This is a genomic window from Formosa algae, assembly GCF_001439665.1.
Lineage (GTDB): Bacteria > Bacteroidota > Bacteroidia > Flavobacteriales > Flavobacteriaceae > Formosa > Formosa algae.
Genome location: NZ_LMAK01000017.1, coordinates 65,010 through 90,937 on the forward strand (window position 1 = coordinate 65,010; position 25,928 = coordinate 90,937).

The following is a 25,928-nucleotide window of genomic DNA, read 5'->3' on the forward strand; positions in this document are numbered from 1 at the left end:
AAAAGCAATCGGTTAATAACTAATTAAACTCGTTTACAACCGATTGTAGTCGTTTGTAAACGCATAAGATTAAAAGTATAAGTCCTTTATTCAGTAAAAAAATATTTAACTTTTATGGAACTGAAAACCGAATATTCTTTAACTTTATTTTTTAAAACAACCAACCATGAAAAACATATTACTATTCTTTATTTTACTTCAATTTGCAGCATACTCCACCTACGCACAAGAACATGAAGACAATCAAGATACTGAAATGGAGTTTGAAGAAAGTGAAACCTTTGAACACCATCAAATAGGAGCTATGATTGGCCATGCTCACATTTATCAAGGCCACCATGCTGAAGGCAAAGATTGGTTAGTTGTACCTATGGTAAGTTTAAATTATAATTATTGGATTAACGAAACTTGGGGTGTTGGACTTCATACAGATTTTATATTAGAGACGTACGAAGTGCATGAAGAAGGTGAAGATGGTGAAGTTGAAATCTTAGAACGTGAATTGCCAATAGCACCAGCTTTAATGGCTGCGTATAAACCAGGAGAACACTTTACATTTATGTTGGGTGTTGGAGAAGAATTTGCAAAAGAAGAAGATCTATTTCTTATAAGAGGTGAAGTAGAATATAGTTTAGAATTACCAAAAGCTTTTGAATTAGGAGCTGCTATAGGCTATGACGTTCGCTTTGATGCTTACGACTCTTGGGTATTAGCACTAGGTGTATCAAAATTATTTTAATATGACTAAAACTTGTTTAGAATGTGGTGAAAAAATTATAGGCAGATCGGACAAAAAATTTTGTAACGATTATTGCAGAAACGCCTATAACAACCAAATAAACAAGGATAGTAAAAACTTAATTCGGAATACAAATAATAAATTACGTAAGAATTATAGGATTTTAGAAGCTTTAAACCCAGACCAAAAAACAAAAACCACTAAATTAAAACTGCTTAATTTAGGGTTCGATTTTAGTTTATTTACAAGTATATATACCACTAAAGCAGGTACAACGTATTATTTCGTGTATAACCAAGGCTACTTGCCACTAGAGAGCGATTACTATGCTTTAGTGAAACGAGAATAACAAATCGGAACAGGCTCACGATCTATTTCCAATTGTGCCCTTTTAAAGTTAATGCTGCTTTTAATATATCTTTTTGGCTTATTTGTCCTACCAATTTACCTTCTATAACAATTGGAAAACGACGCCTTTTAGATTCTAAAAATTTATTTGCTGCATCAAATATATTCATATTACCATCTATAGTTTCAACATTTCGCATCATGCGCGTCTCTACCTTATGTTGTTCCATTGGCATATTGTAATATCTACTATCACTAATTTGCTTTAAACAATCTCCTTCAGAAATAATTCCGATTAACTCGTAATTATCATTTACTACCGGACCACCAGAAATCTTATTACTAATTAATTTATCGATAACGTCTTCCACCATTTGTTCTGGTTTAAATGTTATAAGTTCTCGACTCATATAATCACTAACCCGAACTGGAACATAATCTACTTCCTTTAATTGTTTCTTCCTGGATCCTACAAAACTTTTAATAGCCATATCGTTTTTTTTAAATTAAAACTAAAGCTACTGAATAATAACGAATTAACCTAACTCATTTTTACGTATTAACTAAATTTAATACTAAAATTTTATTAATTAACCAATTATTTGATTCAAAAATTAACATATTATCAGACATGTAAAGAATGTTAAATAATCCATTACACATAAATTGCTAGCGAGAAAAAGCAGAGATAATATCTGAATCGTCTTTAGACTTTAGAGCAGAAACAGCATTCATTTTATTATTAGGAATGGTTGCAGATAAAACATAATGTGCCACTTTCCAAGATCCGTTTTCTAATTTCATGACACCAGATCCTCTACATACTCCCATTTGAGTAGTTAATAATTCGTCAAACCAAGCTAAAGTTGCATTAGCAAGGTATATATGTCGTTCTAAAGCAGAAAAACTCCAAGCTTTACCAGCATCAAAATGCGGTTTACTATAGGCTTTAAAAGCTTCAAGATCCCAATGCTCTGAAGCATCTGTACCTACAAACACAGCATCTGTGGTCATTAAATTAAAATAAGCATCAAACTGTGCTTCTGCTGCAGCTTTGTGCCAAGTATCTAAATTTAGACGTATATGCTTTTCAGCATCAATATCCTGAGCCTGAATACTATTTACACCAACTATACACAGTAATATTAAAACTAATATTTTTTTGATATGCATCATGGTTTTTCAATTTCCTGAGCGTCTTTCTCATATTTTTTATTAATCTGAAGATTTAAATTTGAATACGCCACTAAAGCTTCTTTAACATATTCTAACTGTACGTCTTTTTCGATATTACGTAAATTTAAAACACTCTGTAACTTTAGCATTTTTGTTTCTAAAGAGATTAATCGCGCCTGTATAGATGGTGAATCTATAATATCAGGAATGCCTTCTCTTAAATCTTTCATTAATGACACTATAGGCTTAGATTGTCCTTGAAAATACGACAAATTACCAGACTTAAGCTCTGCCATAATAGTTTCTAACTCCATAAAACTTTCTAAAGATTCGATATCAGATTTTGCTTTAGCGTCTAATCCGTAATCTACATATTCAAGTTTCACAATATCGTCTTGTAAAACCAATGCAGACACAGGCACCTCAACTTCTTTTTTTTCTTTTTTCTCTTCTGTATTACATGCCCATAAGCACAGGCACAGGCACAGAAATATAATACTAACTTTTTTCATTTTAAAAATTCTATAAACTATTAAAAAAAGGACATTGAACATAGCTTAATATCCGATCTCTTAAAGTTGTGCAGACACAAACTTAAACGCATTATTTACTTAAGACAAATATATGATGATGCAGACGGTATTGCTACGATATTAATTATAATAATTTAAAAGCTGTTTTAGTTAATGGCTGTAATACCGTTTAAACTTAAAATCTGTTTAAAAATTTACAAAAAAAATGGGGTATTTTTAAACTGAAACACTTCCATTTTACACCAATACAATCCTTATTAAAACAGCCTAAACCACTAAAGCTCAAAACGTACTGACATCTAGAGTAATATGACGTAAAATTGTATATTTAAAACTACAAAAATGTAGGTTAATAATAAGTTAATGAAAAACGTAAAAGACTCCCTTGGCATCTATTTCTATAAATTTACCGCTATGCAATTGAAATCCAAAATTTTAATTCTTGGCGCCATTATAACTTTGTTAGCCCTTACGGCTATACAAGGCTATTTAATTTACAATACTTACGAATTAAAAAAAAGCGCATTTACTATAGATGCTAGAAATGCAATTGCAGTAATCTACGGCCAAAAGCAAGTAGACTCTTTAATGTGGGATTACAGAAACGATTTTCTTAAGCAATTAGAATCTTATAAAAAAGGGCAAATCACCAAACCACAAGTACTCGAAAATCTAAAAGAAAAAGTAGAACCTATAAACGTCTTGTTTAATGACTTTTATAATGAAGAAATTAAAAAAAACAATTTAAAAGCAGACATTAAATGCAAGATAATTGTTACACAAATTCAGATAGTAGATAGTCTAGGTTTAAAAACCGACTTTGTACAAAAAGATAACAATATCTTTCTTTTAGGAGAAAACTTTGACTCTACAGAGGCTATTTTAATTAATAATTCTACTTGGCAACAAGACCACGATTTTATAAACGAAGGCAATCCAGATGCCTTTGGTTTAAATTTTAAAACCTCTATATACATGAATATTCTGAACTGGAAACAGAATGTTCTAAAAGTGATGGCTGGTTTATTATTCATCTCTGTTTTACTCTTCATTTTTGTACTCAGCTTATTGTATTATTCTATTTACAATCTTCTTAAACAGAAAAAACTCGCCGAAATAAAAACTGATTTTATCAATAACATTACACACGAGTTAAAAACACCACTTTCTACCTTAGCCATAGCTACAAAGACACTTACTAATAGATTTGCTCAAGATGATAAAGCCATTGCCGAAGACACTATAAAAACTATAAATAGGCAAAACAGAAGACTTCAAAACATAGTAGATGAATTTTTAAGCAACAGTGTAAGTTCTGAAGATATTAAACTGAATGAAGAGGAATTTTTCCCATATAATTTCCTAAACAACTTAGTCGAAGACTTTAAAATGTCGTCTGCAACAGACATTGAATTTATAAAGAACATAGAAAAAAATGAAGTCTCCATTTTAGCAGATAAATTTTACTTAGGAACAGCACTATTAAACATTTTAAATAACGCCGTAAAATACGGAGGTAAAAAAATAGAATTCACTTATATATTCGATAAAGAAAGTCGTTTGCATATTATTTACATTAAAGACAATGGTATAGGCATGTCTTCTAAATACAAAAAACAGATATTCGAAAAATTCTACCGTATCAGTGAAAAAGACAGACACAATTACAAAGGTTTAGGCCTTGGACTTTATTACAGTAACCAAATTATAAAAGTTCATAAAGGCGAATTAAGTGTAAAAAGTAAAATAAAAGAAGGATCCACATTTATCATTAAAATTCCAACACAACAGCCATGAAAAGAATTTTATTAGCAGAAGACGATTTTGATTTAGGCGCAACCCTAAAGCAATATTTAGAGCTTAACAAATTCCATGTTACATGGGCTCTAAATGGCGATGAAGCATTAAATGCATTTAAGACTGAACTATTCGATATATGTATTTTAGATGTTATGATGCCTGTACTTGACGGTTTCTCATTAGCACACAAAATGGAAAACATTAATGGCAAAACGCCATTTCTTTTTGTAACGGCAAGGAAAACAAAAGAAGACCGTTTAAAAGGCTTGAAACTGGGAGCAGACGACTATATCGTTAAACCCTTTGAGGTAGAAGAACTTATTCTGCGCATAAAAAATATCATCAAACGTACAGAACAACAAACACTAGAGTTCAAAAATTTTGATTCTGAAATAATTGCCATAGGAAAATATCAATTCGATTTTAAAAATTTAGAATTAACATATGGCAAAGACACCGTAAAACTAACAGAAAAAGAAGCTCAATTAATTGCATTCTTTTTCGAACACAAAAATCAATTAATCCCAAGAGATCTCATTTTAGCCAAAGTTTGGAACAAAAGCGATTTCTTTTCTGGTCGTAGTATGGATGTCTTTATTAGCCGTGTGAGAAAACTTTTTAAAGATGATACTAGCATTGCCATAACAAGTGTACGCGGCATTGGATTAGAATTTAACATAGACAAATAACACCAATAACAACCAAAAAGAACAAATATGAAGAAAATTTTACTTTTACTAAGTGTCGTATTCGTAAGTCCTATAATTACGGCTCAAGAATTCTTAAACGCCTCGTCTTTTGGAGGCTATTATATAGACAACCAATACAGAACTGCTCAAGACAGTAAAGACAACTTATACACTGTAGGTTTTTATAGCAGCGGTTTCGATTTTGGAACAACAACCATAGGCTTTACCGGAGGTAATGCAGATGGTTACTTAACAAAGTACAACAGCAACGGAGAACCTGTTTGGGCTAAAGATTTTGGAGGTTGGGCAGATGACGTTACACTTGCCGTTACTATAGATAAAGACGATAACATTTTAATAACTGGTTATTTTCAAGGCGGAGATAGAGAAGATGCCTTTGATGCAGATCCGGGAGAAGGAGTATTTTTATTAAAACAACCAAGTGCAATTTTATCTCGAGACACGTTTATTATTAAATTAACTAACGATGGTGACTTTATTTGGGCGAAACAAATTAGTAACACAGAAGGATTAGCTAATGAAGACACCTTCACGATTACATCAGACAACGAAGGCAATGTATATGTTGGCGGACGATTTGTATATGCAGATTTCGATCCATCTCCAGACGTAGATTTAACTATGTATTCTAGTACAGAGGGAGCTAAATTTGACGGATACTTATTAAAACTTGATACTAACGGAGATTTTGTTTGGGTAAAAACAATCCCTGCAACCGGACACAATTGTATTTCAGGAATATCATTCGACTCGAATGAAAACATCATATTAACAGGTTATTATGAAGGTACAGTAGATTTAGACCCTAGTGAAACTGGTACAGCTTCTTATACATCTAATGGCGGACGTGATGTCTTTTTAACTAAACTAACTAAAGATGGAAACTATGTGTGGGGAAAAAGCTTTGGAGGTAACGATATAGACGATCCAAAAAGTTTATTTGTTTCTCATACAGACGATATTTTTATTACTGGTTTTTTTACAAGCGCAACAGATTTTAATCCTGGAGAAGGTACAGACATTATAACACCTGATGGAATTTATGCTGGATTTATGAGTAAATATAATGCTAGTGGAGAATATCAGTTTTCTTACACTATTGGTAGCAACTATACATCTGGTAGCATAGAAGATATGAACGACGTTAAAGTAAACCCACACAATAACAATATTTACATTGCAGGAAATTTTAATGGTAGTGTAGATTTTGATAATGGAGAAGGCGTGTCTCAAGGAAATTCTTTTTATTTCACAGACAACTATTTATTAGAATTAGATTCTAACGGAAACTATTTAAGCCACTATATATTTGGAGGAAACGGACCAGATGCTGGCGGACTTATCAATTTTAACAATAATAATGAAGTTTTACTTTCAGGAACTTTTACAAGTTCTACAATAGATCTTAACCCTTTTGAAGGTAAAGATGAAGCAACTAATAACGGTGGCGGATTTATGGACATGTATACTACTCGTTTTTCTTTAGCTACTTTAAGTGTAAAAGATAATGTGTTAAGCGTAAACACATCTATTTACCCAAACCCAGCAAGAAATATATTAAATGTAACCACTAGTAACGCATCAGTTATTAGTACTTACAAAATCTACTCAGTCTCTGGGCAATTAATAAAAACAGGAGCTTTTGGTAATGGAAATATCGATGTCTCTCAATTAAAACCAGGAATGTATTTGGCATCATTCTCTAATGGAAATGCATCGTTCTCTAAAAAGTTTGTAAAATTATAAGATTATTTTTTAAGTTTAATTGTAGCGGGGAAAACGGTTGTTTTCCCCGTTTTGCATTGTAATCCTAGTATTAAAAAGTTGCGGCTTCAGTTAAATAATCTTATTTTTAAAATAAAACAACGACCTTTATCGTTCAAAAATTAAAAACATGAAACATATTATAGCACTATTTTGCTTAGCATTAGCATTAACCTCTTGCGAAGGAGATCAAGGAATTCCAGGTGTAGACGGCGTAGATGGAGAAGTTGCTCCAGCTTTTGAAATTGAACTGGATTTTAATGCGGCAAACAATTACGAAATTACACAAACTTACGGCTTTACTATTGTCCCATCAGACGTGGTATTAGTTTACATGTCTTGGGAAACCGTAGATGGTACAGAAATCTGGAGATTGGTTCCACAAACTCAATTCTTTGATGATGGTGGCGTATTAACCTATAATTACGATTTTACCGATACTGATTTTAGAATCTTCTTAGATGCTACTTTTGACTTAGGAGTACTAGACGACGTATGGACGCAAAATCAATTTTTTAGAGTAGTGGTTGTCCCTGCAGACTATATTAATGGGCTTGATATAGAAAACTACGACGATATTATTCAGGCTACAGATATAGATAATTTTGAAACGCTTTAAATCGTAGAGTTTTTAGCCTGCTAGAAACCATAAAAATTCACAAAATCGGTTTGGATTCCATCTAAACCGATTTTGTTTTTTCATTTAAAACCGAATCCGATTTAGTAAATTGTTCTGCCCATACTATTCCCTATGAAAATTAAATTTAAAATATTCAAAGAGGTTGCTTCACACTTAAGCTTTACAAAATCTGCAGAAGTTTTAAACTTGTCCCAACCTGCCGTCTCTAAAACCATTCGCACCTTAGAAGATACCTATAAAAAGACTTTTTTTATACGTTTAGGAAATCATATAGAACTCACCGAAGACGGCCTCGATTTTTTAGAATATGTCGATAAAATTTTAGCTCTTCATGCCGATTTAGACAATCATTTTCTAACTTTAAATAAAGATGAAGAAAAACACATAAAGTTTGGAGCGAGTACTACTCTAGCCGATTTTATTCTGCCTCAAATATTAGCTAAATCTGAAAAAAATACACCACATACAACCATTCAGTTAGTCAGCGGGAACACCGAGCAGATAGAACATTTAATTACCAGCTCGCAATTAGATTTTGGAATTATTGAAGGAAGTAGCCACAACAAACAATTACATTATAAAAAATTTATAAAAGACGAAATTGTTTTGGTTACAAGTGCTAACAATCCGAAGTTTAAAACCGGTGTTTTACAACTAAGTGATTTGGAAAATCTACCTATAGTAGAACGTGAATACGGTTCTGGAACCAGAGAAATTATTTATAAAAAACTTCAGGAATATGGCATTAAGCATTTAAAATCTAATGTTACCTTACAAAGTACCATTGCCATTAAAAATTACCTATATCACTCCAGAAGTTACGCTTTACTTTCTATACATTCTGTTAGCGACGATTTACTAAACAATAAACTTAAAGTTATAGATATTCAAAATTTTAATTTTGAGCGTTGGTTCTATTTTGTATCAAGACAAGGTTACCAATCTAAAACAAAAGATTTTTTCGAAAAACTAGTTAAACTTAACCATAACTAAAGGTTATTACCTATAACTTATTTCATTGCATTTTAATTATAACACCACTGTATCTTTGTATAAAAATAAGATACAATGCAAACTCACTTATCTAAAATATATTTTTTCGCTGTTATTGCACTTGCATTAGCAGGTTACATTTCAAGTCCGATAGCACTCGCTTTGGGATTTATTTTCACACTGTTTTTTAAACATCCCTTTTTAGAAAAAAGTCAGAAAAGCATTCATTTCCTTTTAAAAATAGCCGTAGTTGGTTTGGGTTTTGGAATGGCCTTGGTAGAAACCATTCAGACTAGTATTTCTAGTTTCGGACTTACATTATTCTGCGTTTTTTTAACTGTTAGCTTTGGCTTAATATTATCGCGCTATTTACATTTAGATAAATCTCTTGGACATCTTATTACCTCAGGAACGTCTATTTGCGGTGGTAGTGCAATAGCCGCTATTTCACCAATTATTAAAGCCGATACCAAAACCATTACTATGGCTTTAGGTGTTGTTTTCTTTTTAAATGCGGTGGCTTTAATTGTTTTTCCTTTTTTCGGACACCTAATTGGTTTAAACCAACATCAGTTTGGATTATGGTGTGCAGTGGCTATTCACGATACAAGTTCTGTAGTTGGCGCAGCATTAAGTTATGGCGAGGAAGCTTTAAATATTGCTACAACAGTAAAACTATCTAGAACCTTATGGATTATTCCAATGTCTGTTGTTTCTATGTTATTGTTTAAAAATAGTGGTCAGAAAATAAAATTTCCATTATTTATTCTACTGTTTATAGCTGCCATTTTAGTACATAGTGCCAATTTATTACCTGAGTCTATAACAAATGTTTTTGTATTAATATCTAAGCATTTACTTGTAGTGACATTATTTTTAGTAGGAACCACAATGTCTATTAAAGATTTGAAAACCACAGGCTGGAAACCTATACTTTTTGCAACTACACTTTGGATATTTGTTTCTGTAATCTCATTAGGCTATATACTATTCATTTTACCTTAAACATGCACATCATATTTTTTAATAACATCCATTTATCACTATGGTTAATAAAACAAATCAACGCAAAACATATCGCAAAGCAAGACATATTGTTTTAAAACAAACAGCAATAGATCCTATTGATCATCTTTGGACATTTATTGGAGCGTTTATAGGAATTTCTCTAATTGGAAGCTTGCAGAGTATAACGCTAACATCTATAGACAATACCTTTTTAATTGGATCGTTCGGAGCGTCTGCAGTACTTATTTATGGTGCAACTAGTAGTGCATTAGCACAGCCTCGTAATTTAATTGGTGGTCATTTTCTAAGTGCAATTGTAGGTGTAACTGTAGCCAAATTAATTCCATATGCAGAATTAAATTGGCTCGCTTGTGGGTTGGCAGTATCTGTTGCAATTGTAATTATGCAAATCACAAAAACAATGCATCCGCCAGGAGGAGCTACTGCTTTAATAGCGAATATTGGTAGTCTTGAAATTAAAGATTTAGGTTTTCTATATGTTATTAACCCTGTTTGTATTGGTGTACTAATTTTATTTATAACTGCTTATATTACAAATAAATTTGCCAGACATAGGCAATACCCCTACAAACAATAACGCAAATAAAACATTGCCCTATGTCTATGATTTAAAATATTATGTATTTTCGCCCTTCAATTTTATTGTTTTTTATTGAAAACACAGTTAAATATAAAAGTCCTGGCATTTCGTTGTTTCATTTTTGCCATGGCAATATGCTATATCATCTCTCCATTAAAACATTCTGTGTTTAATATGCTTCACACCGTATCGCATTATGTCGAAGATCGTATGCATTCACACAAAAACACTACAGTGCTTACTAACGTTCATAATCATGATGCTTTCGGGAAACACATTACCTCTAAAACACCTCCTTTAGCCAATCACACCCATAGTAGTACTGGAAAAGTAATTCCTAATCACACTCACAATTTACTTGCTGTTTTAAACGATATTTTATCATCTACAGACAAACAAAAAGAGCATCAGAAATCGATTTATAAAACAGAAATAGACAAGCACGTACTAACATCAGAATTCAATTTTAAAAGTATTGAGTTTAGTACAGTTTCAAAACACACTTGGTACACCTACTTACATTTGTATACTATAAATTTACCTACACTTTCTCCACCTCCACAATATATTTCATAACATATTTGAGTTGATGTAAAACCCTGTTTAGATGTTTTTCGTAAGTATACGTAAACCGTCTAAAATCAGGCTACTTTTAATTGCCTAAAAGTACCGATACATTGACAACCACCACATATTAATTCTTCCTTAAAAAGAAGACAACCAAATTATGAAATAAAATGAAACATTTTTTAACAGCATGCACCTTGCTGCTCACTAGTATAATTTACGCACAACAAATCTCGGGAACTATCGTAAATGGCGAAAACAAACCCGTAGAAGAAGTGAGTATTTTTAATAAAACCACCGAAATACACACGCACAGCTCGCAAACTGGAGCGTTTACACTAACCAAAACCAATGTTAACGACACATTATATCTTTCGCGTTTGGGATACGAACCTAAAGTTATACGCGTTACAGCATCAGATTTACAACAACCAATTTCGGTTACCCTAACACCTGCAAACATCTCATTAGATCAGGTTATGTTGGTAGCAGAAATAGATGCTTTAAGTAAATTTGTGAACATAGATGTACAAAAAGATCCTGTAAAATCATCTCAAGACATTTTAAGAAAAGTACCTGGACTTATTATTGGTCAGCATGCAGGTGGCGGAAAAGCAGAACAAATTTTCTTAAGAGGTTTCGATATTGATCACGGTACAGATATTAACCTAACCGTAGATGGGTTACCTGTAAACATGGTATCGCATGCACATGGGCAAGGATACTCAGATTTGCACTTTGTAATTCCAGAAACTATAGACAATATTAACTTTGGAAAAGGACCTTACTACGCCGATAAAGGAAATTTCACTACCGCTGGATATGTTAATTTAGGACTGAAAAAGACTATTGACAAAAATTACATGTCTGTAGAAGCAGGACAGTTTAATTCGAACCGTATTATGGGAATGTTTAATGTATTAAACAACGAGACCAGCAATGCGTATATCGCCTCAGAACTATCGTTAACGGATGGCCCATTCGATTCTCCTCAAAACTTTAGCCGTTTTAATGTTTTAGGACGTTACAATTACAAATTAGCAGGAGATCAGGAATTAACTTTTACAGCTTCTCATTTTCAAAGTAAATGGGATGCTTCAGGGCAAATTCCGCAGCGCGCTATAGACGATGGTAGTATTGACAGATTTGGATCTATAGACGATACTGAAGGAGGAGAAACAAGCCGTACAAACCTATTAATAAACCATGTTAAAGTGATAGACGACAATCAATCATTTAAAACCTCTGCTTATGTGTCTCAATATAACTTTGAGCTGTACTCTAACTTTACCTTTTTCTTAGACGATCCCGTTAATGGCGATCAGATTAAGCAATTTGAAAATAGAGTAACCACAGGAGCAAACACGGTTTACGAACATAGAAATATAGAATTAGGAGACCACACCATGTTTAAATACCAAGCAGGAATTGGTTTTAGATACGACAATGCAGACGATGTTGAATTATCGCATACTTTAAACAGAAAAACTGTTTTAGAATACAAATCTTTAGGAGATGTAGACGAAGTAAATACTTATGCCTTTTTAAATACTGAATTTAAAACAGGAAAGTGGACTTTTAACCCTTCTGCCAGATTAGATTATTTTAAATTTCAATACGAAGATCAACTTTCGGAAACTTATAGTGATGAAGCCGAAACTAAGGTGCGTGTAAGTCCAAAATTAAACACCATATATTCGCTTAACAAGAACACACAATTATTCTTAAAAGCAGGAATGGGCTTTCACTCTAACGACACCAGAGTAGTAATTGCTAATAACGGAAAATCTATACTTCCTGCAGCATATGGTGCAGATTTAGGTACTATTCTTAAACCTACAGATCGTTTAGCAATAAATGCTAGCTTATGGTATTTATTTTTAGAACAGGAATTTGTATATGTTGGAGATGCAGCCATTGTTGAACCTAGCGGAAAAACAGAACGTTTAGGTGTAGATTTTGGAGCACGATACCAAGCTTTAGATTGGCTGTATCTTTTTGCAGATGTTAACTATTCTCACGGAAGAAGTATTGACGATCCAGAGGGTGAAAATTACATCCCGTTAGCGCCAGACTTTACCTCTGCCGGTGGAATATCTATAGAAAACCTTGGCCGTTTTTCCGGAGGTATTAATTACAGATACGTAGACGATAGACCTGCAAACGAAGACAACTCTATTGTTGCTGAAGGCTATTTTGTAAGCGACCTTAACATTAACTACACTTGGAAGAATTGGACCTACAGTGTTATTGTTGAAAACGTATTCGATACCGAATGGAATGAAACCCAATTTGCAACAGAAAGTAGATTGTTTGACGAACCAGAATCTGTTGAAGAAATTCACTTTACACCAGGAACACCTTTCTATATTCGTGGTAAAATAGCACTAACGTTTTAAACCGTTTACAAGACTATATATTTACAATGGCTACCTAGTTTTAGGTAGCCATTTTTTTTATACTTAAAGACTGGCATCTAATAAAAAACCTTCAGCTCAATACCATTAAGCTGAAGGTTAAAAGAAATAATAATCAAAAAATTTGCCAGTTAATTTTTCAGGCTAATCGTTTCCTAAAAAACACATTTCAAAAATACAACCTAAAATTCCTTTAATATATGATGTTTGTCAGGTTGTGAGATTTTTTTATAAAAAGATCAAATTTTTTCAACAAATAAAATCTTTTTAAACCAATTAATCACATGCTATTATAAATAGTCTCGTTGTACAGAACAAAAGTATAACTCCTTGATATTTCATTTCCAATTGAATTTAGTTAAACAATTGGCTCACAATTCAGGTTTCAAAAAGGAATACCCAGAAATTTTAATGGATACCTAATAGGACACCTTTTTTTTAAATAAAAACTTAACAAGTTGTGCAATATAAAGAACAACACATTTCACGTTAGAACCGCTACAATCCCTTATAGTCCCTGCATTCACAACCCTCAGAAACTATAACGCATAAAAAAAGCCTTACATTTCTGTAAGGCTTTTAGCTAGCTTTGCTCCCTCTCTTGGGCTCGAACCAAGGACCCTCTGATTAACAGTCAGATGCTCTAACCAACTGAGCTAAGAAGGAGTGTTTTGCATTAGCGAGTGCAAATATAGAGCTTTATATCAATTGCACAAACTTTTTTTAAGTTTTTTTTTATTTTTTTATTTGAACAAGGCTTTAAAGATGTCATTTCCGTTTGCAAACAGCACTAAAGCAATAAGTAAGAAGAATCCAACCATTTGTGCATATTCTAAAAATTTATCGCTTGGCTTACGCCCAGAGATCATTTCGTACAATAAAAACATCACATGTCCACCATCTAATGCAGGAATTGGTAATAAGTTTAACACCCCTAACATTACAGATAAAAATGCTGTAATACCCCAAAATTGTTGCCAACTCCAAGAACTAGGAAATATATCAAAAATAGCTTTAAAGCCACCTACACCCTTATATGCGCCTGTATTTGGATTAAAAATCATTCCTAATTGCGCCCAATAGCCTACAATTTGATTTTTAAACTCTAATGCTCCTACTCCAATACTTTCTCCAAAACCATAAGTTTTAGTTACAATGTCGTAGTAGCCTAATGCTTTTAACGTTTCTGCACTAGCTGTAGGGTAATATGCGATACCAAATTTACCATCTTCACTCACTTTAAGTGATCTCGTAAATGTTTCTTTATCTCTTAATACTTCTACGTTTACTGTTTTGCCTTTAGACGCTTCTAAAATAGGTTCAAACTCATCAAAATATTTCAATTTTGTATTGTTTACAGCTGTAATAATATCACCCTGTTTTAAGTCTACTCCTTTATTTGCAGAAGAATCTGGAACTTGAGCCACTACAAAAGGCATACGTAATTCAAAAAATGTTCTATCGTCGCTAGTACTTAATTGTCCTAAGAAATCTTCTGGAGTTGTTAATGTCTTTTGTTCGCCGTTTCGCTCTATAGTGATCGTTTTAGCTTCAATTAACTTAGATCTCATGTTAGAATATCCCGTAACAGCTTCTCCATTAATAGCGATTACGTTATCTCCTGTTTTAGCTCCCATGTTTTCAAGAATAGGGTTTGTTACCAAATACCCGTCTGTAATACTGCTTGTAGCGATATCTGTTTCTCCATAAGCAAAAGCCATAACCATATAAATAAGTGCAGCAAGAATAAAATTAACCGTTACACCTCCAAGCATAATAATTAAACGTTGCCATGCTGGTTTGCTTCTAAATTCCCAAGGTTGTGGAGGTAAAGCCATTTGCTCTTTATCCATACTCTCGTCTATCATTCCAGATATTTTAACGTAACCACCTAAAGGCAACCATCCAATACCGTATACAGTATCTCCTATTTTCTTTTTAAATAGAGAAAACTTAACATCGAAAAACAAGTAGAATTTTTCAACGCGTGTTTTAAATAGTTTTGCAGGAATAAAATGACCCAACTCGTGTAAAACAATAAGTAAAGAAAGGCTTAATAAAAATTGAGAAATCTTAATTAGAAACTCCATGTAGTTTATACAGTTATATTTTAACGCGCAAAAATACATTTTTTAAAGTGGTAAAAAAATATAAACACCCTTTACCCTTCTTTTTTTAACATGGTTTTATTATAAAAAGGACTTCTTTAAACTTAATTTTACTCGTATTTTTGCTAAACTCACGATTTACAATCAAAACATGTTATCATTTTTTAAGGCTTACAGATATTTCGCCATTGTTTTTGCCATAATATCCATGGTTATTATTGCAATTATTTACAACATCTTAGATGTCGAAAAACCACTTCCTATTTATCAACCTGCACAAGTAGACCAAGAGTTAGTAGACAGTACACTCTATGATGTTAGAAAGTATCATAAAATTGCCGATTTTAGTCTCATCAATCAGAACGGAAAAACGATAACTCAAGCCGATTATAAAGACAAAATTTACGTAGCCGATTTCTTTTTTACCACCTGCCAAACTATTTGTCCGATAATGACAGACCATATGGCTAAAATCCAAAAAGCCACTATAAATGATGACGATGTTATGTTATTGTCTCATTCTGTTACTCCACAAATAGACACCGTTGCACAGTTAAAGCGTTATGCTTTAAAAAAAGGTGTAAATGATACCAAATGGAATTTAGTTACAGGCGATAAAAAACAGATCTATGAGTTAGCAAGGAAAAGTTATATGGCTGTAAAAACAGTTGGAAATGGCGATGAGTACGACATGATTCATACCGAAAATTTCATGCTTATAGATAAGAAAAAACAAATTCGCGGATATTACGACGGCACAGACCCAGAGGCCATCGAACAGTTATTAAGCGATATTAAAACCTTAAAAAAAGAATATAAAAAGTAGTTTTCTTGTTAATTTTTTTTTACCATGACTTTTTACATTACTTTTGCTTCTTTAAAATCAATCTAAATAAGTTTGCAAACAACTTTAGCACATCTAAAACGCGGAGAAACAGCTGTTATTACTGATGTTTCATCTACACAAATTCCATTAAAATTATTGGAAATGGGTTGTCTTCCTGGCAATCAAGTCGAACTTGTGCAAATTGCACCGTTTAAAGACCCCATTTATTTAAACATAAATGGATCGCATTTAGCAATTAGAAAAGAGACTGCAAGCCATATTTTAATTGAAAAATTATCGCATGAGTAAACAAATTAATGTTGCTTTAATAGGAAATCCAAACACGGGTAAAACTTCGGTATTTAATGCCTTAACAGGTTTGTATCAAAAAGTAGGTAATTACCCCGGTATTACTGTTGAAAAAAAAGAAGGTATTTGCAAATTACCACGTGGTGTAAAAGCCCATATTATAGATCTTCCTGGAACCTATAGTTTAAACGCTTCATCTTTAGATGAAAATGTTGTTATAGAACTTCTTCTAAATAAAAAGGGCAAAGATTTTCCAGACATTGCTATTGTAGTTAGTGATGTTGAAAATTTGAAACGAAATTTACTTTTATTCACGCAAATTAAAGACCTTGAAATACCAACAATTTTGGTTATTAATATGGCCGACAGAATGTCTAGAAAAGGCATCTCTTTAGATATCCCTTTTTTAGAAGCTGAATTAAAAACAAAAATTGCAGTAGTTAGCACACGTAAGAATGAAGGCATAGAACAAATTAAAGAACTTATTGCCAACTACAAAGACCAATCTACAACACCGTGCTTAAACGCATCAGAAATTGACAGCGCTTACTTTGAGCGCTTACAACAAGTATTTCCAAATCAATTATTATATAAACTGTGGTTAGTTATTACCCAAGATGCAAATTTTGGAAAAACAGATAGAAACGAATTTGATGCTGTTGCAGATTTTAAAACAAAGAGCAAGACAGACCTGAAGCGTTTACAACAAAAAGAAACCATAAAACGCTATCAGTTTATAAACAATACGCTTAAGAAAGGACAAACTATAGACCCATCTCAAGCCACAGATTTAAGAGCAAAATTAGATCGTATACTAACGCATAAAGTTTGGGGTTATGTGATATTCTTTTTCATATTATTACTAATTTTTCAAGCGATTTACGATTGGTCTAGCATACCAATGGATTTTATCGATTCGTCTTTTGCGTCTTTAGGCGAATGGGTTAAAAACTCACTCCCTGCCGGAGTATTCACAAACTTATTGGCCGAAGGCATTATTCCAGGTTTAGGTGGTGTCGTTATTTTCATCCCACAAATTGCCTTTCTATTTCTATTTATTTCTATTTTAGAAGAAAGCGGTTACATGAGTCGTGTGGTTTTTTTAATGGATCGCATTATGCGCCGATTTGGATTAAGCGGGAAAAGTGTTGTCCCATTAATTTCGGGTACTGCTTGTGCTATTCCAGCCATTATGGCGACTAGAAATATTGAAAGTTGGAAAGAACGACTAATCACTATACTTGTTACACCATTTACAACCTGTGCAGCGAGATTACCAGTATATCTTATTATTATTTCGTTAGTTATTCCTGAAGGCACCTTTTTAGGTCTAGGATACCAAGCACTTACATTAATGCTGTTATACTTATTAGGGTTTGCCACAGCCATTTGCGCCGCTTACGTTTTAGACCGCGTAATGAAACTTAAAAGTAAAACGTTTTTTGTAGTCGAAATGCCGAATTACAAAATGCCTTTATTTAAAAACGTAGCTTTAACCGTTCTTGAAAAAACAAAATCGTTTGTATTTGGAGCTGGTAAAATTATACTTGCCATTTCAATTATTTTATGGTTTTTAGCCTCTTACGGTCCAGGTGAACATTTTAATGAAGCAGAATCTATCATGACTGAAAAATATGCTTCAGTTAACTTATCGCAAGAAGATTTAGATCATAAAATAGATTCTTACAAATTAGAACATTCTTATATCGGAATTGCTGGACACGCCATAGAACCAGTCATTAGCCCGCTTGGTTACGATTGGAAAATAGGAATCGCGATTGTAAGTTCGTTCGCAGCACGCGAAGTATTTGTAGGTACTTTAGCTACTATTTATAGCGTAGGTAGCGACCAAGAAGAAACCATAAAAAACAGAATGGCAGGAGAAGTTAATCCTATTTTAGGTGGACCACTTTTTAACTTTGCATCTGGGATATCGCTTTTATTATTTTATGCCTTTGCCATGCAATGTATGAGTACTTTGGCCATAGTAAAACGCGAAACCAACAGCTGGAAATGGCCTGCTTTACAATTGTTTTTTATGACAGGCTTAGCTTATGTAACCGCATTAATTGCGTTTCAGGTTTTAAAATAATTCTGAAAGATTTCAAAATTAAAACGACTAGTTAATTATGAACACCATCATACAAAACATATTAGTTTTTTCAGCCTTAGGTATTGCCGTAGCATTCATGATAAAAAAGTTTTTCTGGAAAAAAAGGAAATCTAAAAAAGCATGTGGTTCAGATGGTAACGGATGCGGCTGCGCTTAAATTAAACACACTACACTACACTGTTCTGTTACATTTCAACAGAGAGCAATCTTCTTTAAAAAACACATAGATTTCCTTGTTTGATACCAATCATATTAAACAAGAAAATCTATGATGAATTACACTACAATATACGGTAGCGTTTTTAAAATATAAGTCTCCAGATTTGTGCGACCAAGAACGTCACAACAAAACCTAAAATAACGGGCATAACAGAAGCAACTGTGGTCCACTTCACACTATTAGTTTCTTTATAAATGGTATATATTGTTGTACTACACGGATTGTGAAGCAAACTAAATAGCATCAAATTTATAGCCGTTAATAAAGTCCACCCTCCGGCTTTTAAAATATCTCCAGTTGCATTAATCGAATCCAATTCAAACATTACTCCTGCTCCTGCACCTCCACCAATTCCTGTTACCATTACAGTAAGCATTAGAATAGTTGGAATTACAATTTCGTTAGCTGGAATAGCCACAATATATGCTAATAAAATAACGCCATTTAAGCCTAACAGAAAGCCAAAGCCATCCATACCATTAATTAACCAAGCGGCAATGGTTTCATCTCCGCCTACATGAATGTTAGAAATTAACCATATTACAGCGCCTGCAGGCGCAGCAAAAACAATAGCACGCCACAATACAATAGCAGTTCTATCTATTAAAGACGTGTAAATGGTTTTCCAAAAACGTGGCGGACGATAAGGTGGCAACTCTAAATTAAACGTAGAGACTTCTCCTCTTAATACGGTTTTAGACAAAGCCCAAGACACACCAAACATAAATGCCATGCCCAATACGGCAATCCCAATAACCGCCAATAATGACGCGAAACTTGAAAGTGATTTAGGCACAACTGCACCTATAAAAATAGTGGCTATTAATATCTGAGTTGGCCAACGCCCATTACATAAGGAAAAATTATTTGTTATGATAGCGATTAAACGCTCTCGCGGACTATCAATAATTCGAGTAGCAACCACACCGGCGGCATTACAACCAAACCCCATACTCATAGTTAACGCCTGTTTACCGTGCGCTCCAGATTTATTAAATAGAGAATCTAAATTAAAGGCAACTCTTGGTAAGTAACCAAAATCTTCTAAAAGTGTAAACATGGGAAAAAATATAGCCATAGGCGGCAACATTACCGCAATAACCCATGCGACAGCCAAATACACACCATCTATTAAAAACCCAGATAACCACCAAGGCATTTGCACACTATCTGCACCACTGCGTAAAATAGGATGCACCGTATCTAAAAGCAAACTAGCCAGTAAAGACGATGGATAATTAGCTCCAACGATAGTTAGCCACAAGACCGTTCCGAGAATTAAAAACATAATGGGAAATCCCCATGTTTTACTCGTCACAATTTTATCTATTTTAGCATCTAAACGAAAGCGCTTTTCTCCGTCTTGAGTTTTAACCGAATCCTTAACAATCTCGGCGGCATCGGCATAAATACTTTCGGTAAGATTATCGTGAAACTCATCCCCTATTTGCCAACGTAACTCATTAGAGAGCTCGATGATATGATCTATATTATTATCTTTCATTGTCTTGAACGTTTATATAAACTCTCCAGTTCTTAGGGCGTTAATAATTTGTTTGTCTCCTTCTAACAACCTAAATGCAATCCAACGACTATTAGGAATATTTGGAAACTCTTTTTCAATATTTTCAGTTAAGGTTTTCACGGCCTTTTCTATATTTTTCGGAACATTTTTAATACGATGCGGCTTACAAACAATTTTTCCACTTGCAATTTCACTAATTGTTTGTATTAATTCTGGAATACCGCGATTAAACCTAGCACTTGTTGGCACTACCGGAATTCCCAAATCACGAGACAGTGTTCTTATATCTATATCAACTTTATTGCGTTCAGCTTCATCCATTAAGTTTAAACACAAAACCGCTTTATCTGTAATCTCTAGAATTTGAAGTACCAAATTTAAATTCCGTTCTAATCGATTAGCATCAGCAACGATAACAGTTACATCTGGTTTTCCGAAGAGTATAAAATCTCGTGCGGTTTCCTCATCTTCAGACGTTGATAATAAGGAATATGTTCCTGGCAAATCGACCAACTTATATTTTTGCGTATTATACTCAAACCCACCTTCTGCCCGCGTTACCGTTTTTCCTGGCCAGTTTCCTGTATGTTGTTTTAATCCTGTTAAGGCATTAAAAACCGTACTTTTTCCAGTATTTGGATTTCCTGCTAAGGCCACAACAAAATCAAAATTATCTGTATGTATACCTAGCTTTTTTAAACCCGCTTTGTTGTATAGTCCACAGGTTTCACAAGCACTTTTAACATTCGTTTCCATAATTTAATCTTTTTTTATTAAGATTTTTGACGCTTGATCTTTTCGTAATGCAATAGAAGTTCCTTTAATTAAATAGGCATTAGGATTCCCTAACGGGTTTAACAAATCGATACTAACACTAGACCCTTTTACAAAACCAAGATCTAATAATCGCCTTCTACTTTCTCCTCTATTTTCTCTAGAAATTCCTAAAATTTTTGCCGTTTCATTGATTTTTAAACTAGATAAGCGCGCTACATTGTCTTCTAAAACTACTTCTTTTTCTATCAGCGCAACGGTTAAATTCGCCGCCACTATAGGTGCTAATTTAAACACCTCGCCTTCAGACTCAAATACAATTCGCGTAGCATTGTTTTCTATAACTTTAAGCATAGAGCCCATGTAAATATGCTCGGCTAAAATTTGCTTATATATAACTTCAGGCTCATCTTCAATATGCGTAATTTTACCAACAGACCCTATTGGTAAAAGTGGTAATTCTACTCCATGTACAGAAGCCATTTTCCCTGTCTTTGTAGGAATGGGATCGCCATGAGGATCGAATTTAGGGTGCCCCAAATGTGCTGCTAACTCTTCAGCTTCATCATGACTTAAGCGATGCTCCATAGACTCTGCTCTATCGTGCCATTCTTTTTTATGAATCCCTGTTTTATCTGCTAAATAGCGTTCCCATAAACGGTGAACACGCACTATACGCAATGCATAATCTCGACCTTCTTCAGTTAATTTTAAAACATCAGATTCAGAATAGATTAAGTCATTTATAGTCATTTTTTTAATGGCCTCTACAATATCTGCATGTTTAAAATCTAAAACCTGAACCAACGTTTTCATATCAACTTTATTTTTTGAAGTCTCAAAATGATAAAGTTGCTTTAAGACATCTTCAATAATGACTTTTTCGTTGGTATGAAATGCTTTTTTTATAATCCAAAACCACCCTTTTACAGGTCTAAATAAAACATATAATAGCGCTACCGCTATAAAGAATATGACTAGTGCAAATATTGGGCTGTATGTTTCCATGGTTATAGTCTTAAATATAAATTCTTAGCGACTTCATTAGAAATTATCATTTTTTGATGAGCGGTTTCTATGGTTAAAGATTTATCAAAAGGCTCAAAATCTACAACCTTTATAACATCTCCTAACGCTAAATTGTTTTTGTTTAGATATTTTAAAAACGCATCAGACGAATTTTTTACTAAGGCCAAAACCCCTTGTTCCCCCTTCTTTATCTCTAAAATATTCACGCTTTTTATGGGCGCATAATTTCCATCTTTATCAGGAATGGGATCACCATGAGGGTCGTGAGTTGGACAACCTAAAAACCGATCTAATTCGTTAACTAACTTTAATGATTTTATATGTTCTAATTGCTCTGCAACATCATGCACCTCGTCCCAAGTAAAATTTAATTTCTCTACTAAAAATACTTCCCAAAGTCTGTGTTTTCTAATAACCAACGCAGCAATTAAGCGCCCTTTTTCTGTTAAAGTAACACCTTGGTATTTCACATAATTAGCCAAATCCTTTTCCGCTAATTTTTTAACCATATCGGTAACAGATGAGGCCTTAGATTCTATTTTTTCTGCTATAGCATTTGTACTAACCGCAACCGATCCTTGTTTTCCTAAATGATAGATTGCCTTTAAATAATTCTCTTCAGATAATGTAACCACTAAATATGTATTTATCACAAAGATACACAATTTACTTGAATACAAATAAATTTTTAGGTTAGACTAAATATTTATTTACATTTGCGTAAAATTATTTTTATGAGACTACTATTTCTACTCTTTACATTTTCTCTTTCTAGCATTTACGCTCAGAACAAAGGCAGCATTACTGGCAAAATAACATCTGAAGGCGAACCTTTAGCATTTGTAAACGTATACTTAGGCAATACAACCAAAGGATCGACCACAGATAAAAATGGAAATTACACCATAACAGACTTAAATTATGACACGTATACGATTTACGCATCGTTTACTGGGTTTAAAACAAAAAAACAGCGTTTAACTATCTCCAAACCAAGCACCGTTTTAAATTTTGATTTAAATGAAAGCGAATCTCTAGATGAAATTGTAATTTCTGGAACCTTAAAACCCATAAGCAGACGAGACAGCCCTGTTCCTGTTGAAGTATACTCGACAACATTCCTAAAAAAGAATCCAACACCCAGTATATTTGAAGCCATGCAAAATGTAAATGGTGTAAGACCACAAATTAATTGTAATGTGTGTAATACTGGCGACATTCATATTAACGGTTTAGAAGGTCCATATACTTTAGTCTTAATAGACGGTATGCCCATTGTTAGTGGCTTATCTACCGTTTACGGTCTTTCTGGAATACCCAATTCTCTTATAGAACAAATTGAAATTGTAAAAGGTCCCGCATCTTCTTTATACGGTAGTGAGGCTGTTGGAGGTTTAATAAATGTGATTACCAAAAGTCCAGATAAAGCTTCAAAAATTTTTGCAGACGGCTTTGTAACCTCTTGGGGAGAAGTGAATGCAGATCTGGGTTTTAAAGCCAATATCTCAGACAAAACCTCACTTTTAGTCGGCGTTAACTACTTTAATTATAGCAATCCGATTGACAATAATAACGACAATTTTACAGATCTTACCTTACAGGATCGCATTTCTGTATTTCAAAAATGGAATTATAAACGAAAAAATAATCGAGTGTTCGATGTTGCTGGACGTTTCTTTTATGAAGATCGTTGGGGAGGTGAAATGCAATGGAACAAAAGTTACCGTGGCGGAGACGAAGTGTACGGAGAAAGCATTTACACCACACGTTACGAACTGCTAGGAAATTACCAATTACCAGTAAAAGAAAATATGTTTTTACAATTTTCGTATACAGATCACGATCAAAATTCGGTATACGGAGACACGCCATATTTAGCACAACAACGCATTGGTTTTACACAGCTAACGTGGTATAAAACCTATAATAAACATGATATTCTAGTAGGTACTGCAGCACGCTACAATTATTATAACGACAATACAACTGCTACAGATACGGCCGACGAGGTTACGATTCCTTCTGTATTTATACAAGACAACATTGCATTTAATTCTAAAAGCAACTTACTTCTTGGAGCGCGTTACGATTACGACGAACGCCACGGTTCTATTTTTACGCCCCGAATAGCATATAAATACAAATCTGATAACGAAACTATTTTACGCTTTAATGCAGGAACAGGGTTTAGAGTTGTAAATTTATTTACAGAAGAACACGCGGCATTAACAGGAGCAAGAGATGTTATTATTGCTGAAGAATTAGAACCTGAACGTTCTTACAACATCAACTTTAATTACTTAAAAACTTTTTACACCAAAAACCATAACATTTTCACTATCGATGCGTCGGCTTGGTACACGTATTTTACGAATGTTATTTTACCAGATTACGACACCAATCCGAATGAAATTATTTACGATAATTTAGACGGACATGCCATTACAACAGGAGTTAGCGCAAATTTAGATATTAGTTTTACCAACGGATTAAAAGTATTAGTAGGCGCTACGCTTCAGGATGTAACACAAACTGAAGACGGAGAAACCTCTAAACAAATATTAACCGAAAGTTTTTCTGGTACTTGGGGTGTAAGCTATACTTTTTACAATCCTAAAATTGCTTTAGATTATACGGGAAATATTTACGGCCCCATGCGCTTACCACTGTTAAGTGATTTAGATCCGCGTTCTGAATACTCGCCAGTTTGGAGCATACAAAACATTCAAGCAACTTATACCCTTGCAGATTTTGAAATTTATGGCGGTGTAAAAAACATACTAGATTGGACGCCTAATAAAGGAAACCCGTTTATTATAGCAAGAGCAGACGATCCTTTTGATAAGAATGTTGAATTTGATAACAACGGAGATGTTATTGCGACAGCAGACAATCCGTACGCACTAACATTTGATCCAACCTATGTATACGCACCTAATCAAGGGCGTAGATTATTTCTAGGATTACGATACAACCTTAGATAAAACCACGTTCTTTCTGAAGCTGATCGTAGGCTTCTTGTACCTGACGGAATTTTTCTTCGGCACCTTTCTGATATTCTTCTCCCAAATGAAGCACTTTATCTGGATGGTATTTTTTAGCCATTTTACGATAGGCTTTTTTAACCTCGTCGTTAGTCGCAGATTTTTCAATTTCAAGAATTTTATAAGCATTATCGCTACTGTTGTAAAACATAGCCTTAATGCTTTCAAAATCTATTGCACGAATACCTAAATAGTTAGAAATGGTATAAATAGTATCTACTTCAACCTGACTAACATTACCATCTGCTTTAGCAATTCCGAATAAGAAATGTAATAATTGTAGACGAGACGGATGATCCATCATTTGTTTTATCTGGAAACACACGTCGCGAACAGGAATATCTTTTTGTTGACTTATATTTTTGAATAATTTAAAAGCTTCGTTAGCACGGTCCTTACCATACATACCTACAAATTGTGCACGTACATAATCTAATTCCCGCTTATCGCTAATTCCGTCGGCTTTTATAACTATGGCAGCAAGTATTAATAAACTCACTTCGAATTCGCTAGATTTTGTTCTTGTTGGTGCAGGCGCACCGTAAGGAGAACCCGTATTAACTTTAATACTGCCGTCAGAAAAGCCATCAACCATACTACCTAATGCAAATCCTAGAATAGCTCCTATTGGTCCGCCAAACGACATACCTAAAGTAGCTCCTAACCATTTTGAAATACCCATAT

General features: G+C 33.7%; 23 protein-coding genes, 1 tRNA gene and 1 pseudogene. 16 read left to right on the top strand and 9 right to left on the bottom strand.

Going from position 1 to position 25,928, the window contains the following annotated elements; translation table 11 throughout:
* Positions 1-166: 166 nt before the first annotated feature.
* Together AST99_RS07215 and AST99_RS07220 are read left to right on the top strand one after the other, a co-directional pair.
* Positions 167-739 carry a hypothetical protein gene (locus AST99_RS07215; protein ID WP_057780763.1) on the top strand — a complete coding sequence of 191 codons (573 nt, stop codon included), beginning with the start codon at positions 167-169 and terminating at the stop codon, positions 737-739.
* Position 740: 1 nt separating this feature from the next.
* Positions 741-1,088 (top strand): hypothetical protein, encoded by a 348-nt coding sequence (locus AST99_RS07220; RefSeq protein WP_057780766.1) that lies wholly within the window; start codon positions 741-743, stop codon positions 1,086-1,088.
* A 22-nt stretch (positions 1,089-1,110) separates the two neighbouring features.
* Here AST99_RS07220 and AST99_RS07225 read toward each other — a convergent pair whose 3' ends face one another.
* From AST99_RS07225 to AST99_RS07235, 3 genes are all read right to left on the bottom strand, one after another.
* A complete protein-coding gene (locus tag AST99_RS07225) occupies positions 1,111-1,578 on the bottom strand; it encodes a CBS domain-containing protein (protein ID WP_057780769.1) in 468 nt (155 codons plus the stop codon).
* Between the two features lie 178 nt (positions 1,579-1,756).
* Positions 1,757-2,263, bottom strand: a complete 507-nt coding sequence (locus AST99_RS07230; protein WP_083495623.1) for a nuclear transport factor 2 family protein — start codon at positions 2,261-2,263, stop codon at positions 1,757-1,759.
* Entirely contained in the window at positions 2,260-2,775 is a 516-nt protein-coding gene (locus AST99_RS07235; RefSeq protein WP_057780771.1) for a hypothetical protein, read from the bottom strand. Before AST99_RS07235 ends, AST99_RS07230 begins: the two co-directional genes overlap by 4 nt.
* Positions 2,776-3,159: 384 nt before the next feature.
* Here AST99_RS07235 and AST99_RS07240 point away from each other — a divergent pair, with 384 nt between their 5' ends.
* The 9 genes from AST99_RS07240 (at position 3,160) to AST99_RS07280 (ending at position 13,278) form a co-directional block, all read left to right on the top strand.
* Complete coding sequence (locus AST99_RS07240; RefSeq protein WP_232301597.1) at positions 3,160-4,593, top strand: sensor histidine kinase; 1,434 nt, start codon at positions 3,160-3,162, stop codon at positions 4,591-4,593.
* Positions 4,590-5,285, top strand: coding sequence for a response regulator transcription factor (locus AST99_RS07245; protein WP_057780774.1), 696 nt, complete (start codon positions 4,590-4,592; stop codon positions 5,283-5,285). The genes AST99_RS07240 and AST99_RS07245 overlap by 4 nt, the downstream gene beginning before the upstream one ends.
* Before the next feature lie 27 nt (positions 5,286-5,312).
* Positions 5,313-7,052, top strand: coding sequence for a T9SS type A sorting domain-containing protein (locus AST99_RS07250; RefSeq protein ID WP_057780777.1), 1,740 nt, complete (start codon positions 5,313-5,315; stop codon positions 7,050-7,052).
* Between the two features lie 148 nt (positions 7,053-7,200).
* Positions 7,201-7,689 (top strand): hypothetical protein, encoded by a 489-nt coding sequence (locus AST99_RS07255; RefSeq protein WP_057780780.1) that lies wholly within the window; start codon positions 7,201-7,203, stop codon positions 7,687-7,689.
* Positions 7,690-7,821: 132 nt separating this feature from the next.
* Positions 7,822-8,703, top strand: coding sequence for a LysR family transcriptional regulator (locus AST99_RS07260; RefSeq protein WP_057780783.1), 882 nt, complete (start codon positions 7,822-7,824; stop codon positions 8,701-8,703).
* A gap of 75 nt (positions 8,704-8,778) precedes the next feature.
* Complete coding sequence (locus AST99_RS07265; protein ID WP_057780785.1) at positions 8,779-9,708, top strand: YeiH family protein; 930 nt, start codon at positions 8,779-8,781, stop codon at positions 9,706-9,708.
* 40 nt (positions 9,709-9,748) lie between these two features.
* Positions 9,749-10,309, top strand: coding sequence for an HPP family protein (locus tag AST99_RS07270; protein WP_057780788.1), 561 nt, complete (start codon positions 9,749-9,751; stop codon positions 10,307-10,309).
* A 177-nt stretch (positions 10,310-10,486) separates the two neighbouring features.
* Positions 10,487-10,888, top strand: a complete 402-nt coding sequence (locus AST99_RS07275; protein ID WP_157486320.1) for a hypothetical protein — start codon at positions 10,487-10,489, stop codon at positions 10,886-10,888.
* A 161-nt stretch (positions 10,889-11,049) separates the two neighbouring features.
* Entirely contained in the window at positions 11,050-13,278 is a 2,229-nt protein-coding gene (locus AST99_RS07280; protein ID WP_057780793.1) for a TonB-dependent receptor, read from the top strand.
* 610 nt (positions 13,279-13,888) lie between these two features.
* On the opposite strand, the gene AST99_RS07285 is transcribed toward AST99_RS07280, so the two are convergent.
* Together AST99_RS07285 and rseP are read right to left on the bottom strand one after the other, a co-directional pair.
* A tRNA-Asn gene (locus tag AST99_RS07285) sits at positions 13,889-13,962 on the bottom strand.
* A 77-nt stretch (positions 13,963-14,039) separates the two neighbouring features.
* Positions 14,040-15,386, bottom strand: coding sequence for an RIP metalloprotease RseP (gene rseP / locus AST99_RS07290; RefSeq protein WP_057780797.1), 1,347 nt, complete (start codon positions 15,384-15,386; stop codon positions 14,040-14,042).
* A 169-nt stretch (positions 15,387-15,555) separates the two neighbouring features.
* Here rseP and AST99_RS07295 point away from each other — a divergent pair, with 169 nt between their 5' ends.
* The 4 genes from AST99_RS07295 (at position 15,556) to AST99_RS18560 (ending at position 18,809) form a co-directional block, all read left to right on the top strand.
* Positions 15,556-16,230 (top strand): SCO family protein, encoded by a 675-nt coding sequence (locus tag AST99_RS07295; RefSeq protein ID WP_057780800.1) that lies wholly within the window; start codon positions 15,556-15,558, stop codon positions 16,228-16,230.
* Positions 16,231-16,302: 72 nt separating this feature from the next.
* Positions 16,303-16,539, top strand: a complete 237-nt coding sequence (locus AST99_RS07300) for a FeoA family protein (protein WP_057780803.1) — start codon at positions 16,303-16,305, stop codon at positions 16,537-16,539.
* Positions 16,532-18,631, top strand: a complete 2,100-nt coding sequence (gene feoB / locus AST99_RS07305; protein ID WP_057780806.1) for a ferrous iron transport protein B — start codon at positions 16,532-16,534, stop codon at positions 18,629-18,631. The genes AST99_RS07300 and feoB (AST99_RS07305) overlap by 8 nt, the downstream gene beginning before the upstream one ends.
* A gap of 37 nt (positions 18,632-18,668) precedes the next feature.
* The gene (locus AST99_RS18560; RefSeq protein WP_103191680.1) at positions 18,669-18,809 is read left to right on the top strand and encodes a FeoB-associated Cys-rich membrane protein; all 141 of its coding nucleotides are present in this window, start codon (positions 18,669-18,671) and stop codon (positions 18,807-18,809) included.
* A 145-nt stretch (positions 18,810-18,954) separates the two neighbouring features.
* Here AST99_RS18560 and feoB (AST99_RS18435) read toward each other — a convergent pair.
* The 3 genes and pseudogenes from feoB (AST99_RS18435) to AST99_RS07325 all read right to left on the bottom strand — a co-directional run bounded on the left by feoB (AST99_RS18435) (position 18,955) and on the right by AST99_RS07325 (position 22,853).
* Positions 18,955-21,153 (bottom strand): annotated as a pseudogene (gene feoB, locus AST99_RS18435) (ferrous iron transport protein B).
* A 3-nt stretch (positions 21,154-21,156) separates the two neighbouring features.
* Positions 21,157-22,179: a metal-dependent transcriptional regulator gene (locus tag AST99_RS18565; RefSeq protein WP_057780816.1), complete on the bottom strand. Its 1,023-nt coding sequence runs from the start codon at positions 22,177-22,179 to the stop codon at positions 21,157-21,159.
* A gap of 2 nt (positions 22,180-22,181) precedes the next feature.
* Entirely contained in the window at positions 22,182-22,853 is a 672-nt protein-coding gene (locus tag AST99_RS07325; protein WP_232301598.1) for a metal-dependent transcriptional regulator, read from the bottom strand.
* 81 nt (positions 22,854-22,934) lie between these two features.
* Between AST99_RS07325 and AST99_RS07330 the strand changes: the two genes are divergently transcribed.
* A complete protein-coding gene (locus tag AST99_RS07330; RefSeq protein ID WP_057780819.1) occupies positions 22,935-25,184 on the top strand; it encodes a TonB-dependent receptor in 2,250 nt (749 codons plus the stop codon).
* Here AST99_RS07330 and AST99_RS07335 read toward each other — a convergent pair.
* Positions 25,177-25,926 (bottom strand): DnaJ domain-containing protein, encoded by a 750-nt coding sequence (locus AST99_RS07335; RefSeq protein WP_057780821.1) that lies wholly within the window; start codon positions 25,924-25,926, stop codon positions 25,177-25,179. The genes AST99_RS07330 and AST99_RS07335 overlap by 8 nt on opposite strands.
* Positions 25,927-25,928: the final 2 nt, after the last annotated feature.

Bases quoted from the DNA above. Each gene is read 5' to 3' on its own strand.
- AST99_RS07215 (WP_057780763.1), top strand. From the start codon at position 167: ATGAAAAACATATTACTATTCTTTATTTTACTTCAATTTGCAGCATAC.
- AST99_RS07220 (WP_057780766.1), top strand. From the start codon at position 741: ATGACTAAAACTTGTTTAGAATGTGGTGAAAAAATTATAGGCAGATCG.
- AST99_RS07225 (WP_057780769.1), bottom strand. From the start codon at position 1,578: ATGGCTATTAAAAGTTTTGTAGGATCCAGGAAGAAACAATTAAAGGAA.
- AST99_RS07230 (WP_083495623.1), bottom strand. From the start codon at position 2,263: ATGATGCATATCAAAAAAATATTAGTTTTAATATTACTGTGTATAGTT.
- AST99_RS07235 (WP_057780771.1), bottom strand. From the start codon at position 2,775: ATGAAAAAAGTTAGTATTATATTTCTGTGCCTGTGCCTGTGCTTATGG.
- AST99_RS07240 (WP_232301597.1), top strand. From the start codon at position 3,160: ATGAAAAACGTAAAAGACTCCCTTGGCATCTATTTCTATAAATTTACC.
- AST99_RS07245 (WP_057780774.1), top strand. From the start codon at position 4,590: ATGAAAAGAATTTTATTAGCAGAAGACGATTTTGATTTAGGCGCAACC.
- AST99_RS07250 (WP_057780777.1), top strand. From the start codon at position 5,313: ATGAAGAAAATTTTACTTTTACTAAGTGTCGTATTCGTAAGTCCTATA.
- AST99_RS07255 (WP_057780780.1), top strand. From the start codon at position 7,201: ATGAAACATATTATAGCACTATTTTGCTTAGCATTAGCATTAACCTCT.
- AST99_RS07260 (WP_057780783.1), top strand. From the start codon at position 7,822: ATGAAAATTAAATTTAAAATATTCAAAGAGGTTGCTTCACACTTAAGC.
- AST99_RS07265 (WP_057780785.1), top strand. From the start codon at position 8,779: ATGCAAACTCACTTATCTAAAATATATTTTTTCGCTGTTATTGCACTT.
- AST99_RS07270 (WP_057780788.1), top strand. From the start codon at position 9,749: ATGGTTAATAAAACAAATCAACGCAAAACATATCGCAAAGCAAGACAT.
- AST99_RS07275 (WP_157486320.1), top strand. From the start codon at position 10,487: ATGCTTCACACCGTATCGCATTATGTCGAAGATCGTATGCATTCACAC.
- AST99_RS07280 (WP_057780793.1), top strand. From the start codon at position 11,050: ATGAAACATTTTTTAACAGCATGCACCTTGCTGCTCACTAGTATAATT.
- rseP (WP_057780797.1), bottom strand. From the start codon at position 15,386: ATGGAGTTTCTAATTAAGATTTCTCAATTTTTATTAAGCCTTTCTTTA.
- AST99_RS07295 (WP_057780800.1), top strand. From the start codon at position 15,556: ATGTTATCATTTTTTAAGGCTTACAGATATTTCGCCATTGTTTTTGCC.
- feoB (WP_057780806.1), top strand. From the start codon at position 16,532: ATGAGTAAACAAATTAATGTTGCTTTAATAGGAAATCCAAACACGGGT.
- AST99_RS18560 (WP_103191680.1), top strand. From the start codon at position 18,669: ATGAACACCATCATACAAAACATATTAGTTTTTTCAGCCTTAGGTATT.
- AST99_RS18565 (WP_057780816.1), bottom strand. From the start codon at position 22,179: ATGGAAACATACAGCCCAATATTTGCACTAGTCATATTCTTTATAGCG.
- AST99_RS07330 (WP_057780819.1), top strand. From the start codon at position 22,935: ATGAGACTACTATTTCTACTCTTTACATTTTCTCTTTCTAGCATTTAC.
- AST99_RS07335 (WP_057780821.1), bottom strand. From the start codon at position 25,926: ATGGGTATTTCAAAATGGTTAGGAGCTACTTTAGGTATGTCGTTTGGC.